This window comes from Nocardia suismassiliense (assembly GCF_900269665.1).
GTDB lineage: Bacteria > Actinomycetota > Actinomycetes > Mycobacteriales > Mycobacteriaceae > Nocardia > Nocardia suismassiliense.
The window spans coordinates 982,510-1,007,815 of sequence record NZ_LT985361.1 but is presented as its reverse complement, the minus strand read 5'-3'; the positions used below and the strand labels follow the sequence as shown (position 1 = coordinate 1,007,815).

At 67.8% G+C, this 25,306-nt stretch carries 25 protein-coding genes; 14 read left to right on the top strand and 11 right to left on the bottom strand.

All coding sequences use genetic code 11. From position 1 onward, the window contains the following. Positions 1 to 26: 26 nt before the first annotated feature. Positions 27 to 1,328, bottom strand: coding sequence for a cytochrome P450 (locus DBO33_RS04580; protein ID WP_407670597.1), 1,302 nt, complete (start codon positions 1,326 to 1,328; stop codon positions 27 to 29). Between the two features lie 98 nt (positions 1,329 to 1,426). Here DBO33_RS04580 and DBO33_RS04575 point away from each other — a divergent pair, with 98 nt between their 5' ends. Then, complete coding sequence (locus DBO33_RS04575; RefSeq protein ID WP_107653915.1) at positions 1,427 to 2,590, top strand: steroid 3-ketoacyl-CoA thiolase; 1,164 nt, start codon at positions 1,427 to 1,429, stop codon at positions 2,588 to 2,590. 362 nt (positions 2,591 to 2,952) lie between these two features. Further along, the gene (locus DBO33_RS04570; RefSeq protein WP_011207048.1) at positions 2,953 to 3,369 is read left to right on the top strand and encodes a helix-turn-helix domain-containing protein; all 417 of its coding nucleotides are present in this window, start codon (positions 2,953 to 2,955) and stop codon (positions 3,367 to 3,369) included. A 322-nt stretch (positions 3,370 to 3,691) separates the two neighbouring features. Here the strand turns inward: DBO33_RS04570 and DBO33_RS04565 are convergent, their stop codons facing one another. The 5 genes from DBO33_RS04565 to DBO33_RS04545 all read right to left on the bottom strand — a co-directional run bounded on the left by DBO33_RS04565 (position 3,692) and on the right by DBO33_RS04545 (position 8,035). Beyond that, positions 3,692 to 4,702 (bottom strand): hypothetical protein, encoded by a 1,011-nt coding sequence (locus DBO33_RS04565; RefSeq protein WP_107653914.1) that lies wholly within the window; start codon positions 4,700 to 4,702, stop codon positions 3,692 to 3,694. Beyond that, on the bottom strand, positions 4,699 to 5,214 hold the full coding sequence (locus tag DBO33_RS04560) for an ImmA/IrrE family metallo-endopeptidase (protein WP_107653913.1): 516 nt from the start codon (positions 5,212 to 5,214) through the stop codon (positions 4,699 to 4,701). The genes DBO33_RS04565 and DBO33_RS04560 overlap by 4 nt, the downstream gene beginning before the upstream one ends. Before the next feature lie 11 nt (positions 5,215 to 5,225). Further along, entirely contained in the window at positions 5,226 to 5,402 is a 177-nt protein-coding gene (locus DBO33_RS42575; RefSeq protein ID WP_159080116.1) for a hypothetical protein, read from the bottom strand. Between the two features lie 897 nt (positions 5,403 to 6,299). Continuing rightward, the gene (locus tag DBO33_RS04550; protein WP_107653911.1) at positions 6,300 to 7,211 is read right to left on the bottom strand and encodes an SDR family oxidoreductase; all 912 of its coding nucleotides are present in this window, start codon (positions 7,209 to 7,211) and stop codon (positions 6,300 to 6,302) included. A gap of 32 nt (positions 7,212 to 7,243) precedes the next feature. Next, positions 7,244 to 8,035, bottom strand: a complete 792-nt coding sequence (locus tag DBO33_RS04545; RefSeq protein ID WP_107653910.1) for an SDR family oxidoreductase — start codon at positions 8,033 to 8,035, stop codon at positions 7,244 to 7,246. Positions 8,036 to 8,132: 97 nt separating this feature from the next. Here DBO33_RS04545 and DBO33_RS04540 point away from each other — a divergent pair, with 97 nt between their 5' ends. The 5 genes from DBO33_RS04540 (at position 8,133) to DBO33_RS04520 (ending at position 12,747) form a co-directional block, all read left to right on the top strand. Further along, complete coding sequence (locus DBO33_RS04540) at positions 8,133 to 8,897, top strand: enoyl-CoA hydratase family protein (RefSeq protein WP_107653909.1); 765 nt, start codon at positions 8,133 to 8,135, stop codon at positions 8,895 to 8,897. Positions 8,898 to 8,911: 14 nt separating this feature from the next. Continuing rightward, the gene (locus tag DBO33_RS04535) at positions 8,912 to 9,796 is read left to right on the top strand and encodes a CoA transferase subunit A (RefSeq protein ID WP_199856530.1); all 885 of its coding nucleotides are present in this window, start codon (positions 8,912 to 8,914) and stop codon (positions 9,794 to 9,796) included. Then, positions 9,793 to 10,551, top strand: coding sequence for a CoA-transferase subunit beta (locus tag DBO33_RS04530; protein ID WP_107653907.1), 759 nt, complete (start codon positions 9,793 to 9,795; stop codon positions 10,549 to 10,551). Before DBO33_RS04535 ends, DBO33_RS04530 begins: the two co-directional genes overlap by 4 nt. Beyond that, positions 10,548 to 11,609: an NAD(P)H-dependent flavin oxidoreductase gene (locus tag DBO33_RS04525; RefSeq protein WP_107653906.1), complete on the top strand. Its 1,062-nt coding sequence runs from the start codon at positions 10,548 to 10,550 to the stop codon at positions 11,607 to 11,609. Before DBO33_RS04530 ends, DBO33_RS04525 begins: the two co-directional genes overlap by 4 nt. A gap of 271 nt (positions 11,610 to 11,880) precedes the next feature. After that, positions 11,881 to 12,747, top strand: coding sequence for a LysR family transcriptional regulator (locus tag DBO33_RS04520; RefSeq protein ID WP_159080115.1), 867 nt, complete (start codon positions 11,881 to 11,883; stop codon positions 12,745 to 12,747). Between the two features lie 7 nt (positions 12,748 to 12,754). Here the strand turns inward: DBO33_RS04520 and DBO33_RS04515 are convergent, their stop codons facing one another. The 5 genes from DBO33_RS04515 to DBO33_RS04495 form a co-directional block, all read right to left on the bottom strand. Next, on the bottom strand, positions 12,755 to 13,909 hold the full coding sequence (locus DBO33_RS04515; protein ID WP_107659976.1) for an acetyl-CoA C-acetyltransferase: 1,155 nt from the start codon (positions 13,907 to 13,909) through the stop codon (positions 12,755 to 12,757). Between the two features lie 49 nt (positions 13,910 to 13,958). Next, entirely contained in the window at positions 13,959 to 14,579 is a 621-nt protein-coding gene (locus tag DBO33_RS04510; RefSeq protein WP_167768909.1) for a TetR/AcrR family transcriptional regulator, read from the bottom strand. An 80-nt stretch (positions 14,580 to 14,659) separates the two neighbouring features. Next, on the bottom strand, positions 14,660 to 15,388 hold the full coding sequence (locus DBO33_RS04505) for a hypothetical protein (protein WP_107653903.1): 729 nt from the start codon (positions 15,386 to 15,388) through the stop codon (positions 14,660 to 14,662). Positions 15,389 to 15,716: 328 nt separating this feature from the next. Then, the gene (locus tag DBO33_RS04500; protein WP_107653902.1) at positions 15,717 to 16,511 is read right to left on the bottom strand and encodes an SDR family oxidoreductase; all 795 of its coding nucleotides are present in this window, start codon (positions 16,509 to 16,511) and stop codon (positions 15,717 to 15,719) included. Positions 16,512 to 16,548: 37 nt separating this feature from the next. Beyond that, positions 16,549 to 17,754 (bottom strand): acyl-CoA dehydrogenase family protein, encoded by a 1,206-nt coding sequence (locus tag DBO33_RS04495; protein WP_371865805.1) that lies wholly within the window; start codon positions 17,752 to 17,754, stop codon positions 16,549 to 16,551. A gap of 85 nt (positions 17,755 to 17,839) precedes the next feature. Between DBO33_RS04495 and DBO33_RS04490 the strand changes: the two genes are divergently transcribed. From DBO33_RS04490 to DBO33_RS04460, 7 genes are all read left to right on the top strand, one after another. Continuing rightward, complete coding sequence (locus tag DBO33_RS04490; RefSeq protein WP_107653900.1) at positions 17,840 to 19,393, top strand: FadD3 family acyl-CoA ligase; 1,554 nt, start codon at positions 17,840 to 17,842, stop codon at positions 19,391 to 19,393. After that, complete coding sequence (locus tag DBO33_RS04485) at positions 19,393 to 20,271, top strand: enoyl-CoA hydratase (protein ID WP_107653899.1); 879 nt, start codon at positions 19,393 to 19,395, stop codon at positions 20,269 to 20,271. The genes DBO33_RS04490 and DBO33_RS04485 overlap by 1 nt, the downstream gene beginning before the upstream one ends. After that, on the top strand, positions 20,271 to 21,413 hold the full coding sequence (locus tag DBO33_RS04480; RefSeq protein WP_107653898.1) for an acyl-CoA dehydrogenase family protein: 1,143 nt from the start codon (positions 20,271 to 20,273) through the stop codon (positions 21,411 to 21,413). The genes DBO33_RS04485 and DBO33_RS04480 overlap by 1 nt, the downstream gene beginning before the upstream one ends. Then, a complete protein-coding gene (locus tag DBO33_RS04475; RefSeq protein WP_107653897.1) occupies positions 21,410 to 22,432 on the top strand; it encodes an acyl-CoA dehydrogenase family protein in 1,023 nt (340 codons plus the stop codon). Before DBO33_RS04480 ends, DBO33_RS04475 begins: the two co-directional genes overlap by 4 nt. After that, complete coding sequence (locus DBO33_RS04470) at positions 22,429 to 23,484, top strand: acyl-CoA dehydrogenase family protein (RefSeq protein ID WP_107653896.1); 1,056 nt, start codon at positions 22,429 to 22,431, stop codon at positions 23,482 to 23,484. The genes DBO33_RS04475 and DBO33_RS04470 overlap by 4 nt, the downstream gene beginning before the upstream one ends. A gap of 118 nt (positions 23,485 to 23,602) precedes the next feature. Next, the gene (locus tag DBO33_RS04465) at positions 23,603 to 24,046 is read left to right on the top strand and encodes a MarR family winged helix-turn-helix transcriptional regulator (RefSeq protein WP_234390694.1); all 444 of its coding nucleotides are present in this window, start codon (positions 23,603 to 23,605) and stop codon (positions 24,044 to 24,046) included. Between the two features lie 11 nt (positions 24,047 to 24,057). Beyond that, positions 24,058 to 25,305 (top strand): MFS transporter, encoded by a 1,248-nt coding sequence (locus tag DBO33_RS04460; protein WP_107653894.1) that lies wholly within the window; start codon positions 24,058 to 24,060, stop codon positions 25,303 to 25,305. Position 25,306: the final 1 nt, after the last annotated feature.

Below are 25,306 nucleotides of genomic sequence, written 5' to 3'. Positions count from 1 at the left end.
GAGGGCCCTTTTCGACGTAGCGGCTTTCAGTGCGTGACGGGACAGCCCTTGAAGTCGACCGGGAATTCCTTGATCCCGTTGAGCCAGCCGGAGCGCAGCCGTTTCGGCTCACCCAGCTTGCTGATGTCGGGCAGGTGATCGGCGATGGCGTTGAAGATCAGGTCGACCTCCAGCCTGGCCAGGTTCGCGCCGACGCAGAAGTGCGCGCCGGTGCCGCCGAAGGACAAGTGCGGGTTGTCCTTTCGCAGGATGTCGAACCGCTCCGGATGCTCGAAGACGTCCTCATCGAAGTTCGCCGAACGGTACAGCATGACCAGCCGCTGGCCCTTCTTGATCTGCACGCCGCCGAGCTCGGTGTCTTCCAGTGCGGTCCGCTGGAACGAGGTGACCGGCGTGGCCCACCGGATGATCTCGTCGGCGGCGGTGGTGGGACGTTCCTTCTTGAACAGTTCCCACTGGTCCGGGTTCTCCATGAAGGCGTTCATGCCGTGCGTGATGGCGTTGCGCGTGGTCTCGTTGCCCGCCACGGCCAGCATGATCACGAAGAAGCCGAACTCCTCCTCGCTGAGCTTGTCACCGTCGACATCCGCCTCGATCAGCGTGGTGACCAGATCGTTGGCCGGGCATTCCTTGCGCGCCGCGGCCATTTGGTATGCGTAGCCCAGGATTTCGGCCGAGGCCATAACCGGATCGGCGTCGTTGTCCGGGTCGTCGTAGCCGGTCATGTCGTTCGACCAGGTGAACACCTTCATCCGGTCTTCCTGCGGGACGCCGATCAGTTCGGCGATCGCCTGCAGCGGCAGTTCGCAGGCGATCTGGGTGACGAAGTCGCCGGTCCCCGAGGCTGCGGCCGCCTTGACGATCGATTCCGCGCGTGCCGAGAGTTCGGCGCGCAGGCCGTTGATCGCACGCGGGGTGAAACCGCGCGAGATGATCTTGCGCAGCTTGGTGTGCTCCGGAGCGTCCTTGTTGATCAGGACGAACCGCTGCAGTTCGATCTGCTCGCGGGTGATGTCGTCGTTGAAGCGCGGGATGGCGGTGTTCTCGAAAGTCGAGTACACGTCGCCGCGCCGTGATACCTCTTTGACATCGGCGTGCTTGCTGACCACCCAGAAGCCCTCGTCCCGGAAGCCACTGACCTCCACCGGCTGTGGATTCCACCAGACCGGTGCGGTGCGACGCAGCTCGGCGAACTCCTCGACGGGAACCCGCTCGGCGTAGATGTCGGGGTCTGTGACGTCGAATCCGTCCGGCAGATTCGGCCGGACATTCCGAGGGTCTACCACCAGATGTCTCCTTCGACAAACTGAAACACGTTCTATAATCATTGAAGCATAGGTGGCTGTATCAGGAAAGAAGCCGAACAGAACCACCTCGAATCCTTGGAGAACTCGTTTCAGTTTTCCGTCCCATAGAAAGGTTGGACATGGGCACACCCGTCATCGTCGAGGCCGCTCGCACCCCCATCGGCAAGCGCGGCGGCTGGCTCTCCGGCCTGCACGCCGCCGAACTACTCGGCCTCGCGCAGCGCGGACTGCTCGAGCGCGCCCATCTGGATCCGGCACAGGTCGAGCAGGTGATCGGCGGCTGCGTCACCCAGGCGGGTGAGCAGTCCAACAATGTGACGCGCGTCGCGTGGCTGCACGCCGGACTGCCCTGGCAGGTCGGCGCGACCACCATCGACGCGCAGTGTGGCTCGGCCCAGCAGGCCAACCATCTCATCGCCGGGCTCATTGCGACCGGCGCGATCGACATCGGTGTCGCCTGCGGTATCGAGGCGATGAGCCGAGTTCCGATGGGCGCCAACGTCGGCGAGCACGCCGGACCGCGCAGGCCGGCGTCCTGGAACATCGACCTGCCCAACCAGTTCGAGGCGGCCGAGCGGATTGCCAAGCGGCGCGGCATCACTCGCGCCGACGTCGACGCGTTCGGCGCCCGCTCACAGCGCCTGGCCGGACAGGCCTGGGCCGAGGGGCGTTTCGACCGCGAGGTGCTCACTGTCACCGCACCCGCCGTCGACAAGGCGGGGAACCTGACCGGCGAGAAGCTGGACGTGTCACGCGACCAAGGGCTGCGCGAGACGACCGTCGAGGGCCTGGCCAAGCTGAAGCCGGTGCTGGAGGGCGGCATCCATACCGCGGGGAGCTCGTCGCAGATCTCCGACGGCGCCGCCGCGGTACTGCTGATGGACGAAAAGGCCGCGCAGCGAGCCGGATTGCGGCCCAGGGCGCGGATCATCAGCCAGGCACTGGTCGGCGCGGAGCCGGAGTTCCATCTCGACGGCCCGGTACAGGCCTGCTCGCGCCTGCTGGAGCGGTCCGGGATGAGCATCGGGGACATCGATCTGTTCGAAATCAACGAGGCCTTCGCCTCGGTGGCACTGTCCTGGGCGTCGGTGCATCAGCCGGACATGGACCGGGTCAACGTGAACGGTGGCGCCATCGCGCTCGGCCATCCGGTGGGCTCGACCGGATCCCGGCTCATCACAACGGCTTTGCACGAGTTGGAGCGAACCGGCCGCAGCACCGCCATGGTGCTGATGTGTGCCGGTGGCGCATTGGCGACAGGGACGATCATCGAGCGGATTTAAGGCCGTCGACCCGTCGAAACCGGTTTGTTGAACGTTCATCTCCCAGGCCCGGAAACGTGTCGTACGCCACACATTCGGCTCGACTTGCAACTAGATGAGACGTCAGCTATCTTTCCGCTATCATGATCGCGTCGGGGAAGACCTCCAGGACGGGCCAGAACCGGTCCGTACCTCGGCTTCTCGAGAGCCGTTGGGGTGACCCGCAAACGCAACGGTCGCAGTACCTTCGCCGGACCGGCACCTAGAAGCTTCAAGGAAATCCGGAATCAGGCGTAGGTTTTCAGTTACTGAGCCGCTAATATCAATGATACGTATCCGAGATAACGACTGTTAGTACAGCGAAGGGAATTGGGCGGCTCACAATGGCTGATTTCGCGGCGCGGCTGAACAAGCTGTTCGAAACCGTGCATCCCCCGGGGCGTAAGCCGCACACCAACGCGGAGGTTGCGGCTGCGCTGACGGCCTCCGGACATCCGATCTCGAAACCGTACCTGTCGCAGTTGCGGTCGGGACAACGGACGAACCCGTCCGATGAGACGGTGGCCGCCCTGGCGAAGTTCTTCAAGGTCAAGCCGGACTACTTCTTCAACGACATCTATGCCGCCAAGATCGATCACGATCTTGAGTTGCTGTCCCAGCTGCAGGGCTATGGACTGCGACGGCTGTCGAGTAGAGCGTTCGACCTGTCCGAAGAATCTCAGAACCTCCTCACGTCCATGGCGGAGAAGTTGCGGGCAAGTGAAGGCTTGCCCGAAATTCCTCCGGATGGCACCGAATAGGTTCTCTTGCACGGAAGCACAGTGCGACCCTCCGGGTCGCACTGTGCTGTGTTATGTGCGCGTCCAATACGTGAAGCAAGTGCGCATGCCCGAGAAAATAGGGGCATGCCCTGTCAAGGCCTCTGGCGATGCTCGATCATCAGTAGATGCACGCACATTCGACAATTCTCGAACTTGTGCGCCCGCAAGTTTTCCTCGCACAACTGATTTCGTGTGAACGCGGGTAACTCATCGAGTCCATCGCAGAACTCAGCCGGGTACACGACACCGGCCGGCAACCACACTCAGCGGTACGCGGAATACGCGCCAGCGGCGCGTGTGCTCAATTTCGGACGGGTTCCAAGGTTGTCGCGTCATAGGCCCGGGCGATGGCCTGGACCCAGCCGCGGGGACTAATCCCCTCGGGCGGAGCAATCCACCGTGCGTCGAGCGCCACATCGCCCAACGGGTTTCTCGCCCACTGCGCCACCGTCTCCGCGCGCTCGGCGACCGACCGCGGCGGCGGCGCCACCGCGGCGAGCACCACACCCCCGCCGGACTGGAGGTAGAGGGCGTCCATGATCTGCGCCACCTGATCGGACGCGCGCAGCTGGGTGGACGTACCGGTCTGGTCGTGTGCGACCACCTCCGGGAACCGGCCGACCATGGTGCGGTGCAGCAGCTTGATCTGGCGCAACAGCATCCGCGCGCGCACCCACAACTCCACCACGATCCAGATCGCGCCGAACGCGATGAGCAGACTCGCCACTTCCCACGCCTGCCACGCCCAATTCGGCTGACCCGGCGGCACCGGCGGCGCACCGGTGAACGCGCGCTGGATCTCCAGCACGGCCAGACCCCCGACGACCGCGGTTCCGGTGGTGTAGATCGCGATACCCCGGCCGAGCGTGGTCCAGTCGAGGTTGCGCAGGCCGGTGATGACGATGAACAGCGCGCCGAGTGTCACGACCTCCCAGCCGAAGGTGAACGACCAGGCGATGGTGATGGTCACCGAGACGATGCCGATGCTGTAGATCGCCATGGCGACCTGACGCAGGTTCTGCCGCGAGCAGATCGGCCAGGCGGCGAAGGCGACCACCGAGGTGGCGGCGATGAAGATGATCCAGGCCGACACCACGACACCGTCGGAGAGCCAGCCCGCGCGCACGCCGTGCGGCAGCAGATTGTCGATGGCCACCGCGATCTCGGGAACCGCGACGGTGGCGGCCAGCGCGACGGCGGCGACCGCGACCACGATGGCCACCCGGGCCGTCGTCGCCGGCTTGACCAGCACCCGTCCTACCCGGGCTCCTGCCGCCATCCACACCAGCAGTGCCGTCAACCAGAGGGTCATCCCAGAGCCTCATCGAATCGAAGGACCGAGACGCCTGCGCCACGGCTGTTGAACACGCGGAGTCTGGTCATCAACATGGCGGCGAAAGTCTCTGCCTCCCACTCGGCGAGCTCGTCCGCACCGTCGTCGACGATCTGCTGGTGCGCCCGCTGGCTCAGCATGTACGCGATCAGATCGTCGCTGGCCTCGAGCGTCACCTCGGGCGCGGGTGCGCCCTCGTGGTTGAACACGATGTGCCCCAACTCATGTGCGAGGGTGTGCTCCCGGCTCGGCAGCGACTGGGCGAGCACGATCACGTCGCGATCGGGGTAGAGCCTGCGCTGACCGCACACGCCGGGACCCAATTGCGCACTGGCGATTTCGATTTCGCGGCGCCGCTCGCTCGCGATGGCGAGCACCACCTCGTCGAGGGTGGTGGCGTCGGAGTCCGCCGCCACGGCGCAGACGGCATCCACCGCCGCCGCCACTCGCCGGTAGGACCGCGAAGTGTTCTGAGTCTTACTCTCACTCATGCCAGCACCCCTCACGGCCTCGGGAAGAACATGGCACGGGCGGCGTCGACTCGGGCCTGTGCGGCCGAGGCACCCTGGAAACTGACTGCGCCGGAACCGGCTCCGGCCAACCCGAGTGCGAGCAGGCCGCCGATCACCGACAGCAGTTTGGGTTTGGGCAGCCCGTCGTTGGCGCTCGTCGGGCGCACGTCGGGGTTCGGCTTGGCCGGGGCCGCCTGCGCCGCCGGTGGGGCGGGCGGCNGGGACAGGCGGGGTGGGGATCGGGATCAAGAGCAGCAGCAGCGGAGCGGCCGAACCGACGGCCGCCGAGCCGACGGCCGCGGAACCTACTGCGGCAGAACCGGTTGCCGCGGAACCGACGCCCGCGGAACCGACTCCGGCGGAGCCAACGCCCGCGGAACCGACCGCGGCCGAACCAACGCCTGCCGACCCGACTGCGGCCGAACCTGTTGCACCGACACCGATTCCGGCGGAACCCACGGCGGCGGAGCCTGTTGCCAGGGCACCTACCCCCGCGGAGCCGGTGGCGCCGAGCGCGGCAGAGCCGGTGCCGAGCACGACGCCGAGACCGGCCGAGCCCGAACCGAGCGTCAGGCCGAGTCCGGCGGAGCCGGTACCGAGCAGCGCGCCGAGACCGGCCGAGCCTGCGGCGCCCGCGGAACCTGCCGCAGCCGAGCCACCGGCCGCAGCCGAGCCTGCCGCGGCCGAACCGGCGGCTGCCGAACCGGAGCCGATGGCGGGATTGGTGGGCACCGCACTGACGTCTGTCGGCTGCCCCGGTACCGATAACGGCAACCAGGTCTCCCCGCCGTCGTACGGCGGCGGAGCGGGGTCGGCAGCGCACTGCGCGCACTGCCCGGAGGGCTGGGCTACCGCCGCAACCGGGCCGAGTAGCGCAAAGCCGGCCACAGCTCCAGCTACTGCAACCACACGGAACGTGCGACCAACGGCCATGCGCCGAGCCTTCCCCTCATTCGTAAAGCGCAGATCTCACCCGGTCGCGACTCTCACACGGGACTTTTAACGGATGGGGGCCATAGTAAACCCCTATCGTTACGTGCGCAGGAAGAAGGTCGGAAGCCCGCTCAGGCCCCGTACACCGGTTCGGGCGGCATCCCCTTGGCAATCAGGTCAGCTACCACCGGGCCGAGCTCGGCAGGCGACCACCTGGCACCGCGATCCACCGCGACACCGTGGCGCCACCCGTCCGCAAGTGCGATTTTCCCGCCCTCGACCTCGAACATGCGCCCGGTGACCGATGCGGATTCTGGGCTGCCGAGCCAGACGACGAGCGGCGAAATGTTCTCCGGAGCCATCGCGTCGAAGCCGTCTTCCGGCTGCGCCATGGTCTCGGCAAACACCGTTTCGGTCATCCTGGTTCGGGCCGCAGGTGCGATGGAATTCACAGTGACGCCGTAGCGAGCGAACTCCGCGGCGGCCGTCAGCGTAAGTCCCGCAATACCGGCTTTGGCCGCGCCGTAGTTGCCCTGACCGACGCTGCCCTGCAAGCCCGCGCCGGAGCTGGTGTTGATGATGCGGCCGTCGACCGGGCGACCGGCTTTGGACTCGCCGCGCCAGTACTCGATCGCGTGCCGCATGGTGACGAAATGGCCCTTGAGGTGCACGCGGATCACCGCGTCCCACTCGTCCTCACCGAGGTTGACCAGCATCCGGTCTCGCACGAATCCGGCGTTGTTGACGAGCACGTCGAGGCCGCCGAAGGTATCGACCGCCTGCCGGATAAGCCGTTGGCCGCCTTGCCAATCCGCGACGTCGTCGCCGTTGGCCACGGCGGTGCCGCCGAGTGCGGTGATCTCCGCCACCACCTGTTCGGCCGGGGTCTCGGCGGTCACGGCGCCGTCGAGGGCCGAGCCGAGATCGTTGACCACCACCTTCGCCCCGGCCGCGGCGAAGGCGAGCGCGTGCGCACGCCCGATGCCGCGGCCCGCGCCGGTGACGATGACGGTGCGGCCTGCGCAGATCTGCTCGGTGTCCATACCTGTGTCCTCTTCGTGGGGGTCCGTTGTCTTCAGGACTGCTGCTGACCGGCCGCCGCCGTGGACGCGGCCAGGAAGGCGGGGCGCTCGCCACCGCCGTGCACCAGCAGGGCGGCACCGCTGACGTAGCAGGCCAGCGGGGAGGCGAGGAAGACGGCGCAGCGGCCGACGTCCTCCGGGGCGGCCAGCCGGCCGAGCGCAATGGTCTGGCCCACCGCGTCGATGCCGTCCTGGTCGCCGTAGTGCAGCCGGCTGAGCTCGGTGTCGACCGGGCCGACGACGAGCGAGTTCACCCGCACCTTGGGCGCCCACTCGACGGCCAGCGAGGCGGTCAGGTTGTCCATGCCCGCCTTCGCGGCGCCGTAGGCCGCGGTGCCGGGTGACGCGCGGTGCCCGCTGACGCTGGAGATGTTGACGATCGTGCCGCCGTCCGGCTGCTGCTGCATCACCGCGTTGGCGGCCTGCGAAACCAGCAGCGGCGCAAGCAGGTTCAGCTCGACGATCTTGGCGTGGAAGTTCTTGCTCGCGGTGGCGGCGAGCGCGAAGGGGGCGCCGCCCGCGTTGTTGACCAGGTGATCGAGGCGGCCGTGTCGCGCGACGACGGTGTCGATCAGCTCACGCACCGCGTCGGCGTCGCGAATGTCACAGGCCAGGAACTCGATCGCGCGGCCGTCGGCCTCGACCGGTGCGTCGGCGGGACGGCGGGCACAGGCGATCACCGTCGCGCCCGCCGCGAGGAAGGCCCTGCTCACACCGGCACCCACGCCGCGGACGCCGCCGGTCACCAGAACGACGCGGTCGGCCAGATCGATTTCGAGTGCCACCGTGCTAACCTACCAAGCAACTGCTTGCTTTGCCAACGCTGGGCCGCGGCCGAACCGGGTCTCACGATGGGCTGGGGCCTTCACGAAGGGATAGGCGATGGGGATCAACCGTCACTGCGAATCAACCGGCATCACCGTGGTCACGGTGGACTATCCACCGGTCAACGCCATACCGACGGCAGGCTGGTTCGACATCGCCGACGCGATCCGGGAGGCGGGGCGGGACAAGCAGACGCGAGTCGTGGTGCTGCGCGCCGAGAATCGCGGCTTCAACGCCGGTGTCGATATCAAGGAGATCCAGAGCAAGCCCGGTCATCAGGCGCTGATCGACGCGAATCACGGCTGCTTCGAGGCGTTCGCGGCGGTGTACGACTGCCCGGTGCCGGTGATCGCGGTGGTGCAGGGCTTCTGCCTCGGCGGCGGGATCGGGCTGGTCGGCAACGCGGACGTCGTGATCGCCTCGGACGACGCCACTTTCGGGCTGCCCGAGGTGGACCGTGGCGCGCTCGGCGCGGCCACCCACCTGTCCCGGCTGGTGCCGCAGCATCTGATGCGGGCGCTGTTCTATACCGCGAGCACCATCACCGCGCAGCAGCTGCATCACTTCGGATCGGTGTACCAGGTGGTGCCGCGCGCCGAACTCGACGCCGCGGCAATGGAAGTCGCCAAGAACATCGCCGCCAAGGACGGGCGGGTGATTCGCGCGGCGAAGCGCGCGCTCAACGGCATCGATACCCAGGACGTGCACCGCAGTTACCGGTACGAGCAGGGATTCACCTTCGAACTCAATCTCGCCGGCGTCGCCGACGAGATCCGCGCCCGGTTCGACGACGATCTGGCCGCGCGCAAGGCCGAGCAGTAGGAGATCGGAAAGTCATGCGAGACAAGCGAATGTCGCTCGACGAGGTCGTCGGCGAGTTGCGCAGCGGAATGACCATCGGCCTCGGCGGCTGGGGATCGCGGCGCAAGCCGATGGCGCTGGTGCGGGCCATCCTGCGGTCGGATCTCACCGATCTGACGGTGGTCAGCTATGGCGGGCCGGACCTGGGTCTGCTGTGTTCGGCCGGCAAGGTGCGCAAGGCGTACTACGGCTTCGTATCACTGGATTCGGCGCCGTTCTACGACCCGTGGTTCGCGCACGCCCGGACCTCGGGCGCGCTGGTGGCGCGCGAGATGGACGAGGGCATGCTCAAGTGCGGGCTGGAGGCGGCCGCGGCGCGGTTGCCGTTCCTGCCGATCCGGGCCGGGCTCGGCTCGGATGTGCCGAACTTCTGGGATGGGGAGTTGCGCACGGTCGCTTCGCCTTACCCCGATGCCGACGGCCGGACCGAGACCCTGATGGCGATGCCCGCCCTGAATCTCGATGCGGCGCTGGTGCATCTGAATATCGGTGACCGGCACGGCAATGCCGCCTACACCGGAGTCGATCCGTACTTCGACGACCTGTACTGCCTGGCCGCAGCGCGCCGGTATGTGTCGGTCGAGCGAATCGTGGAGACCGACGAGTTGGTGAAAACCGTGCTGCTGCAATCGTTGCTGCTCAATCGCATGATGGTGGACGGGGTGGTCGAGGCGCCCAACGGTGCGCACTTCACCCTGGCCGGTGACAGCTACGGCCGGGACGAGAAATTCCAGAAGCATTACGTGCAGTCGGCCAAGACTCCCGAGGCGTGGCAGCAGTTCGTCGACAAGTACCTGGCCGTCTCCGAGGACGAGTACCAGGCCGCCGTCCGCGAGTTCGCACAGGAGGCGAAGAAATGACCTCGACCGAGACGATCACCCGTGCCGAGGTCTGCGCGGTCGCCTGCGCGGAGATCTTCAGCGGCGCAGGCGAAATCATGGCGAGCCCGATGTCACCGATGTCGATCATCGGCGCGCGGCTGGCCAAGCTGACCACCGAGCCCGATCTGCTGCTCTCCGACGGCGAGGCGCTGCTGTTCGCCGACACTCCCCCGCTCGGCGGCAAGGCGCCGATCGAGGGGTGGATACCGTTTCGCCGGGTGTTCGATGTGGTGGCCTCCGGGCGGCGGCACGTGGTGATGGGCGCCAACCAGATCGACCGGTTCGGCAATCAGAACCTCTCCGCGTTCGGTCCGCTGCAGCGGCCGACCCGGCAGATGTTCGGGGTCCGTGGCGCACCGGGCAATACGATCAATCACGCCACCAGCTACTGGGTTTCGCGGCACACCAGCCGAGTATTCACCGATCAGGTCGATATCGTCGCCGGCGTCGGCTACGACAAGGTGGACCCGGACAACCCGGCCTTCCGGTTCCATCACCTGCACCGGGTGGTCAGCAACCTGGGCGTCTTCGACTTCGCCGGACCCGGCCACACCATGCGGGCGCGCAGCCTGCACCCCGGCGTCACCGCCGCCGAGGTCGCCGAGAACACCGCGTTCGAGATCCACGGACTGGCCGAAGCCGAGGAGACTCGGCTGCCTACCGCCGAAGAACTGCGCCTGATCCGGGACGTCCTCGATCCCAAGAACATTCGGGACACCGAGGTGCCGTCGTGACCGGCCGGCTGCGCACCGCGCTGACCGACCTGGTCGGCATCGAACACCCCATCGTGCAAACCGGCATGGGCTGGGTCGCGGGCCCGAGCCTGGTCGCGGCCACCGCCGAGGCGGGCGGTCTCGGCATCCTCGCCTCGGCCACCATGACCTACCCGGAGCTCGAGGCGGCGGTCGCGAAGACCAAGGCGCACACCGGGAAACCGTTCGGCGTGAACATCCGCGCCGACGCCACCGACGCGCCCGAGCGGATCGATCTGCTGATCCGGGAAAAGGTGGCCGTCGCGTCGTTCGCGCTCGCGCCCAAGCAGGACCTCATCGCCAAGCTGAAAGACGCGGGCGTGGTGGTGATTCCGTCGATCGGCGCGGCCAAGCACGCGGTGAAGGTCGCGTCCTGGGGCGCCGACGCGGTGATCGTGCAGGGCGGCGAGGGCGGCGGGCACACCGGCCCGGTGGCCACCACGCTGCTGTTGCCGTCGGTGCTGGACGCGGTCGACATCCCGGTGGTCGCCGCGGGCGGCTTCTTCGACGGCCGCGGCTTGGCGGCCGCGCTGGCCTACGGTGCGGCGGGCGTCGCGATGGGCACCCGCTTCTTGCTGACGCAGGAGAGCACCGTGCCCGAGGCGGTCAAGCAGGAGTACCTGCGCAGACAGCTCCAGGACACCGTGGTTTCCACCAAGGTCGACGGCATGCCGCACCGGGTCCTGAACACCGAACTGGTGCAGCGCCTGGAGCATTCGGGCCGGACCCGTGGCCTGGCCGCCGCGGTGGCCAATGCCGCCAAGTTCAAGAACATGACCGGCATGAAATGGTCCACCCTGGTGCGGGACGGACTCGCCATGCGAAAGGCCAAGGACCTCACCTGGTCTCAGGTCGTCATGGCGGCCAATACGCCGATGTTGTTGCGCGCCGGTCTGGTCGAGGGCAATACCCAGGCGGGGGTGCTGGCCGCCGGTCAGGTCACCGGCATCATCGAGGACCTGCCGACCTGTCAGGAGCTGATCGACCGCATCGTCACCGACGCGATCGCCCGGATCGAAGGATTGCAGAAACACCTCTGAGTCGCCGACGTACGTGCCCCGCCCTGCCAGGGGCGGGGCATTTCGCGCGTTCGCCGCGAGAGTGTGCACACGACGCCCTTCGGGCGCTTGCCGTCCCCTCGGGCCAATCGGCACATTAGCTGGTCAATCGACCAGCTAACCCGCCCTTTCAGGCTGAGTCGCGACCATCAACACCGCTCTACCTGCAATATCAACGCACAATGCGCTTTGCTGTAAATGTCCGACACAGTCAAGTGGAGCACCCTCTAGTCACATAGCTACCATGTCGCAAATGGAGATCTATCACCTACGCTGCTTCCTGGCCGTCGCCAGCGAGCTCGACTTCACCAAGGCCGCGCAGGCGTTGCAGATGTCCGTCCCGGCGCTGAGTGAGCGCATCGAAGTTTTCGAAACCGAAGTCGGCGCACCACTTTTCGACCGCTCCGCCCAGTACCTCCGGCTGACGCCGACCGGCGAACGGCTTGTGCCGCAGGCGGTCTCGATCGTCAACGACGTCGACGCGCTACGTGACCAACTCGCCGACGATCAGCCGATCGCCGTGCGCGTCGCCGTCCCGGAGCTGCTCGGTTCCGACATCGACGACCGGCTCACCACCGCGCTGGCCGATCTCTCGTCCGACTACACCTGCACCCTCGAGCACCGGCGTTCGGCCGACATGGCGGCGAGCCTGCGCGCCAACCACGTCGACCTGGCTCTCTCGCACATCCCGTCCGCCGGTGCGGAAGTCGACTCCGTCATCGTCGCCACCGAACCGATGGGCGTACTCGTCGATGCCACCCTGTTCACCGGACGTACCTCGATCCGACTAGCGGACCTGGATGGCTTCACACACATTCGAGGCCCCGAACACTGGGAACTGAACCACCACACTCGAACCGCACTGTCCAGCAAGGGCGTCGACGAAAGCACAGACCGCTTCAAAACCCTCGACGGCCTGCTCATGATGCTGCGCCGAACCCGCGCCTTCCTGCTCGCCCCCGTCGACTCCGAGGGCCTGTCCGCCGTCGACCGCACCGAATTCCGGTTCCTGCCGGTCGAAGACCTGAACCTCGAGGTCAGCACCGCATTGCTCTGGCGCGCCGACGACGCGCGGTTCGGCCGACTCGCCGCCGACCTCGCCGCACGTCTCGCCGTCTAGCCGCGACTCAGCTGCCGAGCCGCTCGATGATGGTGGCGTTGGCGGTGCCGCCGCCCTCGCAGATGGTGAGCAGGCCGTAGCGGCCGCCGACGCGCTCGAGCTCGTTGAGCAGCGAGGCGAAAAGCTTTGCGCCGGTGGCGCCGAGCGGGTGCCCGAGGGCGATGGCGCCACCGTTGACGTTGACCCGCTCCGGGTCCGCGCCGGTCTCCTTCAACCAGGCGAGCACGACGGGAGCGAAGGCTTCGTTGATCTCCACCACGTCGATGTCATCGATGGTCAGGCCGGTCTTCTCCAGCGCCCACTTGGTCGCCGGGATCGGTGCGGTGAGCATGAAGATGGGGTCGGCGCCGCGCGCGCTGACGTGGTGGATGCGCGCCCGCGGCGTCAATCCGTAGGCCTCGACGGCCCATTCGGAGGCGAGCAGGGTGGCGCTCGCGCCGTCGGAGATCTGGCTGGCGACGGCCGCCGTCAGCGGGCTGCCCTCGGCCAGCGGCGGCAGCGAGGCCATCTTCTCCAGGCTGGTCTCGCGCGGTCCCTGATCGATCCAGAAGTCGCCGACCGGCACGATCTCCCGATCGAAGCGGCCGTTCTTGATGGCGTCGCGGGCCCGCTCATGGCTGCGCAAAGCCCAGCGCTCCATGTCTTCCCGGCTGATGTTCCACTTCTCGGCGATCAGCTGCGCGGCGCGGAACTGGGTGACCTCGGCGGTGCCGTAGCGGTGATCCCAGCCTTCGGATCCGACGAACGGCGAGTCGAAGCCGTACTCCTTGCCCGCCAGCATGGCCGACGAGATCGGGATGGCGCTCATGTTCTGCAGCCCGCCCGCGACGATCACCTCGGCGGTGCCGCTCATGATGGCCTGCGCACCGAAATTGATGGCCTGCTGGCTGGACCCGCACTGCCGGTCGACGGTGACGCCGGGCACCTCCTCCGGATAACCCGCGGCCAACCATGCGGTGCGGCCGACGTTTCCGGCCTGCGGGCCGATGTTGTCCACACAGCCGACGATCACGTCATCGACGTTGCCCGGGTCGATCGGGCTGCGGTCCAGCAGCCCGCGCAGCGCGGCCGCACCGAGGTCGGCGGGGTGCACGGCGGCCAGCGCGCCGCCGCGCTTGCCGACCGGGGTGCGCACCGCATCGATCACGTAGGCGTCCCGCAGCGGGGTATAGGGGCGGCGGGGTGCGGATGGTGCTGACATCAGAGAACTCCTACGTGGTGTGCTGATCGGAGACGGTGAGCCCGTCGAGCACGATGGTCAGGTACTGCTTGGCGAGGTTGTCGACGGTGATGGCACCGCCCGGCTGGTACCAGCGCACCGCGACCCACACGGTGTCGCGCAGGAATCGGTAGGCCAGTTCGACGTCGATCTCGGGCCGGAAGCTGCCGTCGGTCACGCCGTTGGTGAGTACGCGATGCCAGAGCTCGCGGAACTCGCGGTTGTAGTCGGCGATGTAGGTGAACCGCTCGGCAGTGCGCAGGCGCTTGGCCTCGGCCTGGTAGATCGCGACCGCGGCGTGGTGCCGATCGAAGGACTGGTAGGACGCGATCACCAAGGCTTCCAAGGTGTCTCGCGAGCTGAGCCCGGCGCCGACGATCTCGCGGTAGTGCCCGAACAGATCGTCGAGGAAGCCGCGCAGGATCTCGTCCACCATGGACTCTTTGGAATCGAAGTGGTGGTAGAGGCTCCCCGATAGAATTCCGGCCGCATCGGCGATGTCGCGCACGGTGGTGGCGCGCAGTCCGCGCTCGGCGAACAGTTCGGCCGCCAGCGCGAGCAGTTCATTGCGCCGTGCTGATTTCGAAGCGTCGGGTGCGGTCACATCGGCCATAATACAACCAAGCATTTGCTTGGTACAGGGCGGCGCGCGATTGATCCGTCCAACACCGGGGAGATATGTCGCAGACCTGCTCAGCGCATCGAGTAGCGCAGTGGTGAGGACATCGATAGGTCCGCCAGTAGACGATCACAGATCACCACGGGCGCGATACCCGCCCTGGCCAGCCGGGCCACCAGCGCAAGCCTGCGTTCGCAACTGTCCCATTCGACCGTGAGCTGCCCGCGCCCCGGCCCGGCGTCCACCGTCGCCATCACCCGCGGCGGGCCGTAGGCCATCGGCTCCTCGATCAGCTTGAGCACCATGCCGCGCTGCCAGGCCTGATAGGTATCCATGTCGGCGCCGATCACCAGCTTGTCGGTGGCGTTGCACAGACCCTGCGCGATCTCCTCGTCGAAGGCGACCCGGTCGAACCGGAACTTCCGGCACTTGGCCACCACGTCGAGCAGGTCCGCGCGCACCTCGCACAGCAGCGCGGACTGCCGATGTCTGCGCCGGTCCTGCTCGGTCTCCGCGTGATCGGTGCCGAGCCCGATCTGCTTGGCCCGCTCCCGATCTCGGGCCATATCGGCGCGTAGCGCGCCCCGCGGGTCGCGGGTGACCGCCCGCTCGTCGACGGCGTACTGCTCGAGAATCTGGGCGGCGCGCACGGCGGTCGCGTACTCGGAGGTGTGCTCGATCAGCTCGGCGCCGAGAGTTAGCGCGGCGAGTACCATGCTGTCCAGTCTGCGCCTGGCTAGCACCACCTCGCGCACCAATTCGAGTTCCAGTTGTTCGCGGGCAGCTGGGCTATCCAGGCCCATAGCCATCGCCCCTTTGGAGAGTGCGGGATCCGATGTAATCCAGCATCGCACACCCCGGCCGCATCTGGCTTGGGCTTTTCTACCTGATCAGCCGCCCATTTGCTCGATGTACGCGGAGCGCTGGAAGGCGAACGCACTCTGGCGCGTCCGTGCCCATACGGATTACCCGGCCCACCCGCCCGTCCAGTCCGCGCGGCTCGCCGCCACGAACCACCGGTTACCGGACAGCGATTGGATAGCTCGTTAGCGAAAGATGTTGGGAAACTATGGTGGATCGCCGAATTCCCGGGGTGCCGTTGTCCCGATGCACGAAAATATTGCCTGCCGCTCAGGCGCGCTGACTGCTGACCGAAACGACCTCACCGGTCAGATACGAGGTGTAGTCACTGGCCAGCATGGCGATGGTGGCCGCGACCTCCCACGGCTCGGCGGCCCGGCCGAAAGCTTCTCGCTCGGAGAGCCGGTCGAGCAGTTCGGTCGAACTGACTTTGTCCAGAAAAGCGTGTCTGGCGATGCTCGGCGCGACCGCGTTGATGCGCACGCCTAGCTCGGCGGCCTCCACGGCACTGCACCGAGTCAGCGCCATCACACCGGCTTTGGCCGCGGCGTAATGGGCCTGACCGTGTTGCGCGCGCCAGCCGAGCACGCTGGCGTTGTTGACGATCACGCCGCCGTGGCCCGCGGCACGGAAGTAACCCAGCGCCGCGCGGGTGCAGCGGAAGGTGCCGTTGAGGGTGATGTCGAGGACGCGATCCCACTGCTCGTCGGTCATGTCGACCACCGGGGTCTCACCGCCGAGCCCGGCATTGTTGACCATGATGTCGATCCGGCCGAGCGCCTCGGCCGCACCCTGAACGAGCGCGTTGACCTGCTCGGTGCTCTGCACGTCACACGCGATCGAGGCGACTTTGCGGTCCGGGAACTCGGCCGCGAGCTCGGTGGCCGTCTCCGCCAAACGCCGCTCGTGCCAATCGGAGACGACCACATCCGCGCCCTCGGCGAGCAGCCTGCGCGCGGTGGCCGAGCCGATGCCGGTGCCCGCCGCGGCGGTGATGACGGCGGCGCGGCCGGTTAGTAAGCCGTGCCCGGGGATGGGAGCCGGCGCTACCGATAGTCCACTCATGACCGCACCCCGCCGACACTCGACTCCGTCACAGACCTCATGGACGCGCCTCCCGCGGCAGGCCGAGCACGCGCTCGGCAATGATGTTGCGCTGCACTTCGTTCGAACCTCCGTAGATGGTGTCGGCGCGGGTGAACAGATACAGCCGCTGCCACTCGTTCAAGTCGTTCTCCTCGGCCACCAGGCCGGCCGGGCCGAGCACGGCCATGGCGAGCTCACCGAGGCCGCGATGCCAGTTGGCCCACAACAGTTTCGCGACCGAGGCCTGCCCGCCGTCGTCCACGCCCGCGCCCTCCATCGTGCGGATGGCGTGCGCGCGCAGCACCCGCAGGCCGACCCAGGCCCGGTCGATGCGATCGGCGATGAGCGGATCGTCGGCGGCCCCGGTGCGGCGGGCCAGCGCCTCGACGTCGGCCAGTTCCCTGGCGAACCTGATCTGCTGGCCGAGGGTGGAGATGCCGCGCTCGAAGGTCAGGGTGCCCATGGCGATGCGCCAGCCCTCGCCCGGCGCGCCGACCACCAGGTCCGCGGCGGTGCGCGCGTCGTCGAAGAAGACCTCGTTGAACTCCGAGGTGCCGGTGAGCTGGATGATCGGGCGCACGTCGATGCCGGGCTGGCGCATCGGAACCAGCAGGTAGGACAGGCCCTTGTGGCGGACCGAGCCGCGCTCGGTGCGAGCGATCACGAAACACCAGTCGGCGACATGGGCCAGCGAGGTCCAGATCTTCTGGCCGTTGATCGACCATTCGTCGCCGTCCAGCCGCGCCGCGGTGGTGATCGCGGCCAGGTCCGAGCCTGCGCCCGGTTCCGAATAACCCTGGCACCACAACTCGCCGACGGTGCGAATGCCGGGCAGGAAGCGGTCCTTCTGCGCCTGCGTGCCGAAGGCGAGCACGGTCGGCCCGAGCAGTTCCTCGCCGACGTGCGAAACCCTGGCGGGCGCGTTCGCTTTCGCGTACTCCTCATGGAAGATCACCTGCTGGCGCACGGTCGCCTCGCGGCCGCCGTACTCCTTCGGCCAGCCCAGGCAGGTCCAGCCCGCGGCGGCCAGGTGCCGGTCCCAGGCCAGGCGTTCGTCGAAGGCCTCGTGTTCCCGGCCGGGTCCGCCGAGCCCGCGCAGCTCGCGGAATTCGCCGTTCAGGTTCTCCGCCAGCCACTCGCGCACCTCGGCGGCGAATCGCGCGTCTTGCGTCGCGGAAAACCGCCCGCCGGACGCGGCGGTGTCGGATTCTGAGGTCTGGATCGCACCCACGCCGGTAGGATAACCTACCAAGCACTTGCTTTGTAGGGCGCTCGCATAAGTGCCCGACACGGACGTAAGGACCACCGTGACAACCCCTGCTCTGACGACTCCGCTGGCGCTGCGGCATGCCGCGGCCACGTTCGGCACCGCCCCCGCCCTCGCCGACGGCGCGGTCCGGCTGGACTGGACGCAGCTGCTCGCGGCGGTCCAGGAGGTGGCGCGGGCGCTCATCGCACGCGGCGTGCAGTCCGGTGACCGGGTGGCCATGTGGGCGCCCAACACGCACCACTGGGTCGTCGCGGCACTGGCCGCCCACTATGTCGGCGCGTCGCTGGTGCCGTTGAACACCCGCTACGTCGCCGACGAGGCCGCCGACGTGCTGCGCCGGGTCGACGCCAGGGCGTTGTTCATCGCGGGCACCTTCCTCGGCCGCGACCGGCTCGCCGAATTGCGCGTGAGCGCACCGGAACTCGATATCGAGACGGTCATCGTCATCCCGGTCGAACCGGGCAGCCGGACCAGCGACGAGACCGCGTTCGACTGGTCCGAGCTCGCCGGGGTCGCCGAGAAGGCCACGCCCGCCGAGGCGGAAGACCGTGCGTCGGCGGTCAGCCCCGAAGACACCTCCGACATCCTGTTCACCTCCGGAACCACCGGCCGCAGCAAGGGCACCGTGGTCGCCCATCGGCAGGCGCTGTCGGTGGTGCGGGCCTGGGCGGAGTGCGCGACGTTGCGTCGCGACGACCGGTATCTGGTGGTCAGCCCGTTCTTCCACAACTTCGGTTATAAGGCGGGCATGCTCGCCTGCCTGGTCACCGGGGCCACGATCATCCCGCAGGCGGTCTTCGACGTGCCCGCCACCATGCGATTGGTGAACGAGGAGAAGGTCACGGTGCTGCCCGGGCCGCCGACCATCTACCAGACGATTCTCGACTACCCGGACCGCGACAAGTTCGACCTCGGCTCGCTGCGGGTGGCCGTCACCGGGGCCGCGACCGTCCCGGTGGTGCTGATCGAGCGGATGCGCGCGGAGCTCGACTTCGACGTCGTCATCACGGCTTACGGACTGTCCGAGGCGGCGGGGTTCGGCACCATGTGCCGCGCGGACGACGACGCGGCGACCATCGCGGGCACCTGCGGCCGCCCGATCGCCGACTTCGAACTGCGCCTCGCGCCCAACGGCGAGGTGCTGCTGCGCGGGCCGAACGTGATGCTCGGCTACCTCGACGATCCCGAAGCCACCGCGGAAACCATCGATGCCGAGGGCTGGCTGCACACCGGCGACGTCGGCACGCTGGACGAACGCGGATACCTGAAGATCACCGACCGGCTCAAGGACATGTACATCTCCGGCGGATTCAACGTGTACCCGGCCGAGATCGAGCAGGCACTCGCACGCTTGGACGGCATCGCCGAATCCGCCGTGATCGGGGTGCCCGATACCCGAATGGGTGAGGTGGGCAAGGCTTTCGTGGTCCGCAAGCCGGGCGCGACGCTCACCGAGGACCAGGTGCTCGCCCACGCAACCACCGTGCTGGCCAACTTCAAGGTGCCGCGGTTCATCGAATTCCGCGACCAGCTGCCCTACAGCGCCGCCGGGAAAGTGCTCAAGCGTCAACTACGTGAGGAGATTTCGTAATGTCGGAACCGATCCCGGACGAGGGTGACGTCGTCACGTACGAGGTGCGTGGCCGCACGGCGATCGTCACGCTGAACCGGCCGGACTACCGCAACGCGCAGAACTCGGTGATGACCTACGCCCTCGACGCCGCGTTCGAGCGGGCTGTGGAAGACCCCGAGGTCGGCGTGATCGTATTGGCGGGCAACGGCAAACACTTCAGCGCCGGGCACGACATCGGCACCCCAGGACGCGATCACCACATCCGATATCCGAACAAGGCGGCGCTGTGGTGGGACCACGTCGACAAGGTCGGCGGCGATCAGCGTTTCGCGCGTGAACTCGAGGTGTATCTCGGCATGTGCAGGCGCTGGCGGGAGATCCCCAAGCCGACCATCGCCATGGTGCAGGGCGCCTGCATCGCCGGTGGGCTCATGCTGGCCTGGGTATGCGATCTGATCATCGCCTCGGACGACGCGTTCTTCTCCGATCCCGTTGTCCGGATGGGGATTCCGGGGGTCGAATACTTCGCGCACCCGTGGGTGATGGGCCCGCGCGCGGCGAAGGAGTTCCTGTTCACCGGTGACCGGTTCGGTGCGGCGCAGGCCAAGGAATGGGGCATGGTCAACCGGGTCGTGCCGCGTGCCGAGCTCGAAGACGAGACGCTCGCGCTGGCCGAAAAGATCGCCGCCATGCCGCAATTCGGGCTCGCGCTGACCAAGAAGGCGGTGAACCAGGCGGAGGATCTGATGGGCATGCGCACCGGGATGGACTCGGTGTTCGGGCTGCACCACTTCGCGCACGCGCACAATGCGGAAGTCGGCGCCGACTCGCTGGGCGGTATGAACGCCAAAACGATGAAGGCGCAGGCGACCTCGACCGAGAACGGGGCGACGTAGTGGATCTCGATATCGACCGGGCGACCCAGGAATTCCAGACCGAGGTCCGCGAGTTCCTGGCCGCCAACAAGCCCGCCCAGCCGCTGCCCTCGATGGACACCCAGGCCGGATTCGAGGCGCATCGGGCCTGGGAACACACCCTCGCCGACGCTCGGCTCTCGGTGGTCGCCTGGCCCGAGGCCTACGGCGGTCGCGAGGCCTCCTTACTGCAGTGGGTGCTGTTCGAGCAGGAGTACTACGCCGCGGGTGCGCCGGGCCGGGTGAGCCAGAACGGCATCTTCCTTTTGGCACCAACACTGTTCGAGCACGGCACACCCGAGCAACTCGACCGGATCATGCCGAGAATGGCACGCGCCGACGACATCTGGGCGCAGGCCTGGTCGGAGCCGGAAGCAGGCAGCGACCTCGCGGGCATCCGTTCCACCGCCCGCCGCACCACCGGCGGCTGGCTGCTGAGCGGTCAGAAGACCTGGAGTTCCCGAGCGGCCTACGCGGACTGGGCCTTCGGCCTGTTCCGCAGCGACCCTGCGGCCGAGCGGCACAAGGGACTGACCTACGTCATGTTCCCGCTGTCCGCGGATGGTGTTTCGGTGCGCCCGATTCCGCAGCTGGACGGTGAGCCCGGCTTCGCCGAGATCTTCCTCGACGAGGTGTTCGTGCCCGACCGCGATGTGATCGGCGAGCCCGGCGAGGGCTGGCGGGTGGCGATGAGCACGTCGAGCAACGAGCGCGGCCTGTCGCTGCGCAGCCCCGGCCGGTTCAGCGCGACGGCCCAGCGGTTGATCGACCTGTGGCTCGACGCCGGCGACCCGGCCAACACCGCACAGCGCGACGCCGTGGTGGACGCCTGGATCGGCAGCGAGGCCTATCGGCTGCACACCTTCGGCACGGTGACCCGGCTCAACGAGGGCGGCAAGCTCGGCGCGGAATCATCGATCACCAAGGTGTTCTGGTCGGAGCTCGATATCGCGATGCACGAGACCGCGCTGGACGTGCTCGGCGCGACCGCCGAGCGATCCGGGCCGTGGACCGACGGCTACCTGTTCGCGCTGTCCGGCCCGATCTACGCGGGCACCAACGAGATCCAGCGCAACATCATCGCCGAGCGGCTGCTCGGACTACCGAGAGGGAGCAGCCGATGAGGTTCGCGCTCAGCCCCGAACAACTCGACTTCGGCATCAGCGTGCGCAAGCTGCTCGACGCGGGCCGCACGCCCGCCGCGGTCCGTAACTGGGCGTCCGGCGATCCGCGCCCCGGTCGCGCGCTGATCGGTCAGCTGGCCGGCGCCGGCGTGCTCGGGCTGGCCATCGCGGACGAGTACGGCGGGGTCGGCGCGGAGCCGATCGACCTGGTGGTGGCGTTCGTCGAGCTCGGCCGCGCCGCCGCGCCGGGTCCGCTGGTGGAGACCGCGGCCGCGATACCGGCACTGCTGCAAGCGCTTCCGGACAAGAGTCTGGCGCAGCGCTGGCTACCCGGCTTCGCCGAAGGCACCGCGCTGGGCACCATCGCCTTCGCATCGCCGGAGCAGGGCAAGGTGGCGCTGGATGCCGACAGCGCCGAGGTCGTGCTGATCGCCGACGGTGCTCAGGTGCACACCGCGCATCGGACGGGACTGGTGCGGTCGATCGATCCGGCGCGCCGCCTGTTCAGTGTCGCGGCCGACGAATTGGTCGCCGAGGGTGACGAGGTTCGCGACGCCGTCGCCGTCGCTTTCGACACCGGTGCGCTGGCCTGCGCGGCACAATTGCTCGGTGCGGGTCGCGCGCTGCTGGACGCCGCCACCGGATATGCCAAGCAGCGCAAGCAGTTCGGCAAGCCGATCGGTGAGTTCCAGGCCGTCAAGCAGAAGCTCGCGGATGTGCTGATCGGACTGGATCTGGCCGAACCGTTGCTGTACCGCGCCGCACTCACCATGGGCGAGGCGACGCGTGGCCGCGACGTCTCGGCCGCTGTGCTCGCCTGTGGCGACGCGGCGCACCAGGCCGCCAGAGCGGCATTGCAGGTGCACGGCGCGATCGGTTACACCGCCGAATACGACCTGTCGTTGTGGTTGACCAAGGTCACCGCACTCCGTTCCGCCTGGGGCACACCAGATCTGCACCGTGCCCGGATCGCCCACGCGCTGCGCGAGGCAGCCATGCCGCAGCGAGGGACCGCATGACGAACACCGAACTTCAGGAGTTCACCTCCTCGGTGCGAGCGTTGCTCACCAAGCACGCCGGGTCCGCCGCGGTGCGCGCGGCGATGGACACTGACCTCGGTTACGACCCGGCGCTGTGGCGGCTGCTGTGCGAGCAGATCGGGGTCGCGGCGCTGGCCATCCCCGAGGAACACGGCGGTGTCGGTGCGAGCCTGGTCGAATCACTAGTGGTGGTAGGCGAACTCGGCCGCGTGCTGGCCGGGGTGCCGATGCTCGGCTCCGCGGTTCTCGGCGTCCAGGCCGTGCTGCTGTCCGGCGACACGGCGGCGTGCGACCGGCTGCTGCCCGAGGTCGCGGAGGGTACCCGCACGCTCGCGGTGTGCTGGGCCGGCGAAAGCGGTTGGGACGAAACCGGAGTACAGGAGACGGGCGGAACCCTCACCGGCACCGCTCGCTACGTGCTGGACGGCCATACTGCCGACACCTTGATCGTGCTCACCTCGACCGGCTTGTTCGAGGTCGCCGCCACCGCGGCCGGGGTCGCACGGCGCGTCGTGCCGACCATGGATCCGACCCGCAAGCTGTCCGAAATCACTTTCACCGCAGCTGAAGCCAACCGCCTCGGTACCGGGGATCCCGCGCAAGCTATCACCCGGCTGCGCGAAATCGCTTGGGCCGCAGTGGCCGCCGAACAGGTCGGCGCTGCTGCCCGCTGCCTGGAGATGACGGTCGAGTACACCAAGTCCCGAGTTCAGTTCGGTCGCCCGATCGGCAGCTTCCAGGCTCTCAAGCACCGCATGGCCGACATGTACGTGCTGCTGGAATCGGCCGAGTCCGCCTCGGCGGCAGCCACCCTCGCCGTCTCGGAAGATGCCGCCACCGCCACCGAAGACGTCTGGGTCGCTCGGCTGCACTGCTCGGACGCGCTCAGCACGATCGTCGCCGAAACCGTGCAACTGCACGGCGGCATCGCCATCACCTGGGAGCACGACGCGCAGCTGTTCTTCAAGCGCGCCCACGGGACCGCCCAACTGTTCGGCACGCCCCGCCGCCCGGCCGCTCTCACCTCCTGAACGCCCAGGTCACAGCCCCGGTACGTGCCGAGTACCGGGGCTGTTCCATGTCCGTGATCGAGTTCACGAGACATACATAGTTAGCTTATGTAATAATATTCAAGTGCAGCAGGCTCAGGTGAACACAGCGGATGACATCGTCGTCGATCTACTCGTTACCGCGGGCAGGCTCACTCGGCTGGCCGGGGTGATCAGCGGCGACGACCTGCCGCGGGCGGTGTTGCGGGCACTGGCGGTGCTCGACGAACACGGCGCCGTGCGGGTCAGCGAATTCGCCAGGATCGACCGATGTTCGCAGCCGGCGGCAACGACGCTGATCGGCAGGCTGGTCGCGGATGGCTTCGCGACCCGGCGCAAGGACTCGGCGGATTCCCGGGCCGTCGTCGTCGAACTCACCCCGGCCGGACGCAACCGGCTCGCCCAGGCGCGACAGGCGTTCGCCGCCGCGCTCACCACGCGATTGGCCGGCTTCGACACCGAACGCCTGGCCCGCATGGACACCGATCTGAACGAACTGCTGGAGGCCCTGAAAAAGGCTACGTCACAGCACAATCCGACATAGAGGGAACATCGATGAGCACATTGGCTCCCGCCCGCGCCGACGGCGCGCACACCAGTGCGGGCACCCGCCAACCGAAAGCCGTTTGGGCCGTTGCGTTCGCGAGCGTGATCGCGTTCATGGGGATCGGGCTGGTAGACCCCATCCTGAAACCGATCGGCGAACAACTGCACGCCTCGCCGTCGCAGGTCTCACTGCTGTTCACCAGCTACATGCTGGTCACGGGCGTGGCCATGCTGATCACGGGCGTGGTGTCCAGCCGGTTCGGCGCGAAGAAGACCCTGGTGGCCGGTCTGGCCATCATCATCGTGTTCGCGGCACTGGCCGGCTTGTCGGACACCGTCACTCAGATCGTCGGCTTCCGAGCCGGTTGGGGTCTCGGCAACGCACTGTTCATCGCCACCGCGCTGGCCACCATCGTCGGCGCGGCCAGCGGCGGCGTCGCCCGCGCGATCATCCTCTACGAGGCCGCGCTCGGCATCGGCATCGCCACCGGTCCGCTGCTCGGCGGCGTGCTCGGCGGAATCAGCTGGCGCGGACCATTTTTCGGAGTCTCGGTATTGATGGCCGTCGCGTTGGTCAGCATCGTCGTGCTGCTGCCCGAAGGGCCGAAACCGGCGCACCGTACCTCGATCGCCGCCCCCTTCCTCGCGCTGCGGCACCGTGGTCTGCTGACCGTCAGCCTCACCGCGCTGCTCTACAACTTCGGCTTCTTCACCCTGCTCGCCTACACGCCGTTCCCGCTGGACATGGGTACCTATGCGATCGGCTTCATCTTCTGCGGCTGGGGCGTGCTGCTCGCGCTGGCGTCGGTATTCCTGGCGCCGCGGTTGCAGCGGCGGTTCGGTTCGCTGCCGATGATGGGGCTCGCGCTGACCCTGTTCGCCGCCGACCTCGCGGTGATGGCCGCGTTCGCCGAGCACAAGCCGGTGCTGATCATCGGAACCGTGCTGGCCGGATTGTTCCTCGGGGTGAACAACACCCTGATCACCGAGGCCGTGATGATCTCCGCGCCGGTCGAGCGTTCGACCGCCTCGGCGGCCTACAGCTTCGTCCGCTTCGCCGGTGGCGCGGCCGCGCCGTATCTCGCGGGCAAACTCGGCGAACACAGCATCGCGCTGCCGTTCTGGGTCGGCGCCGCCTGCACCGCGGGCGCGGTGCTCGTCCTGCTGGCCGGTCGCGCGGCCCTCGCGCACATCGACGACCACGATCCGGCGCCACACAGCGTCGCCGAGGCGCAGGCGATCACCGTCGGCGACTGAG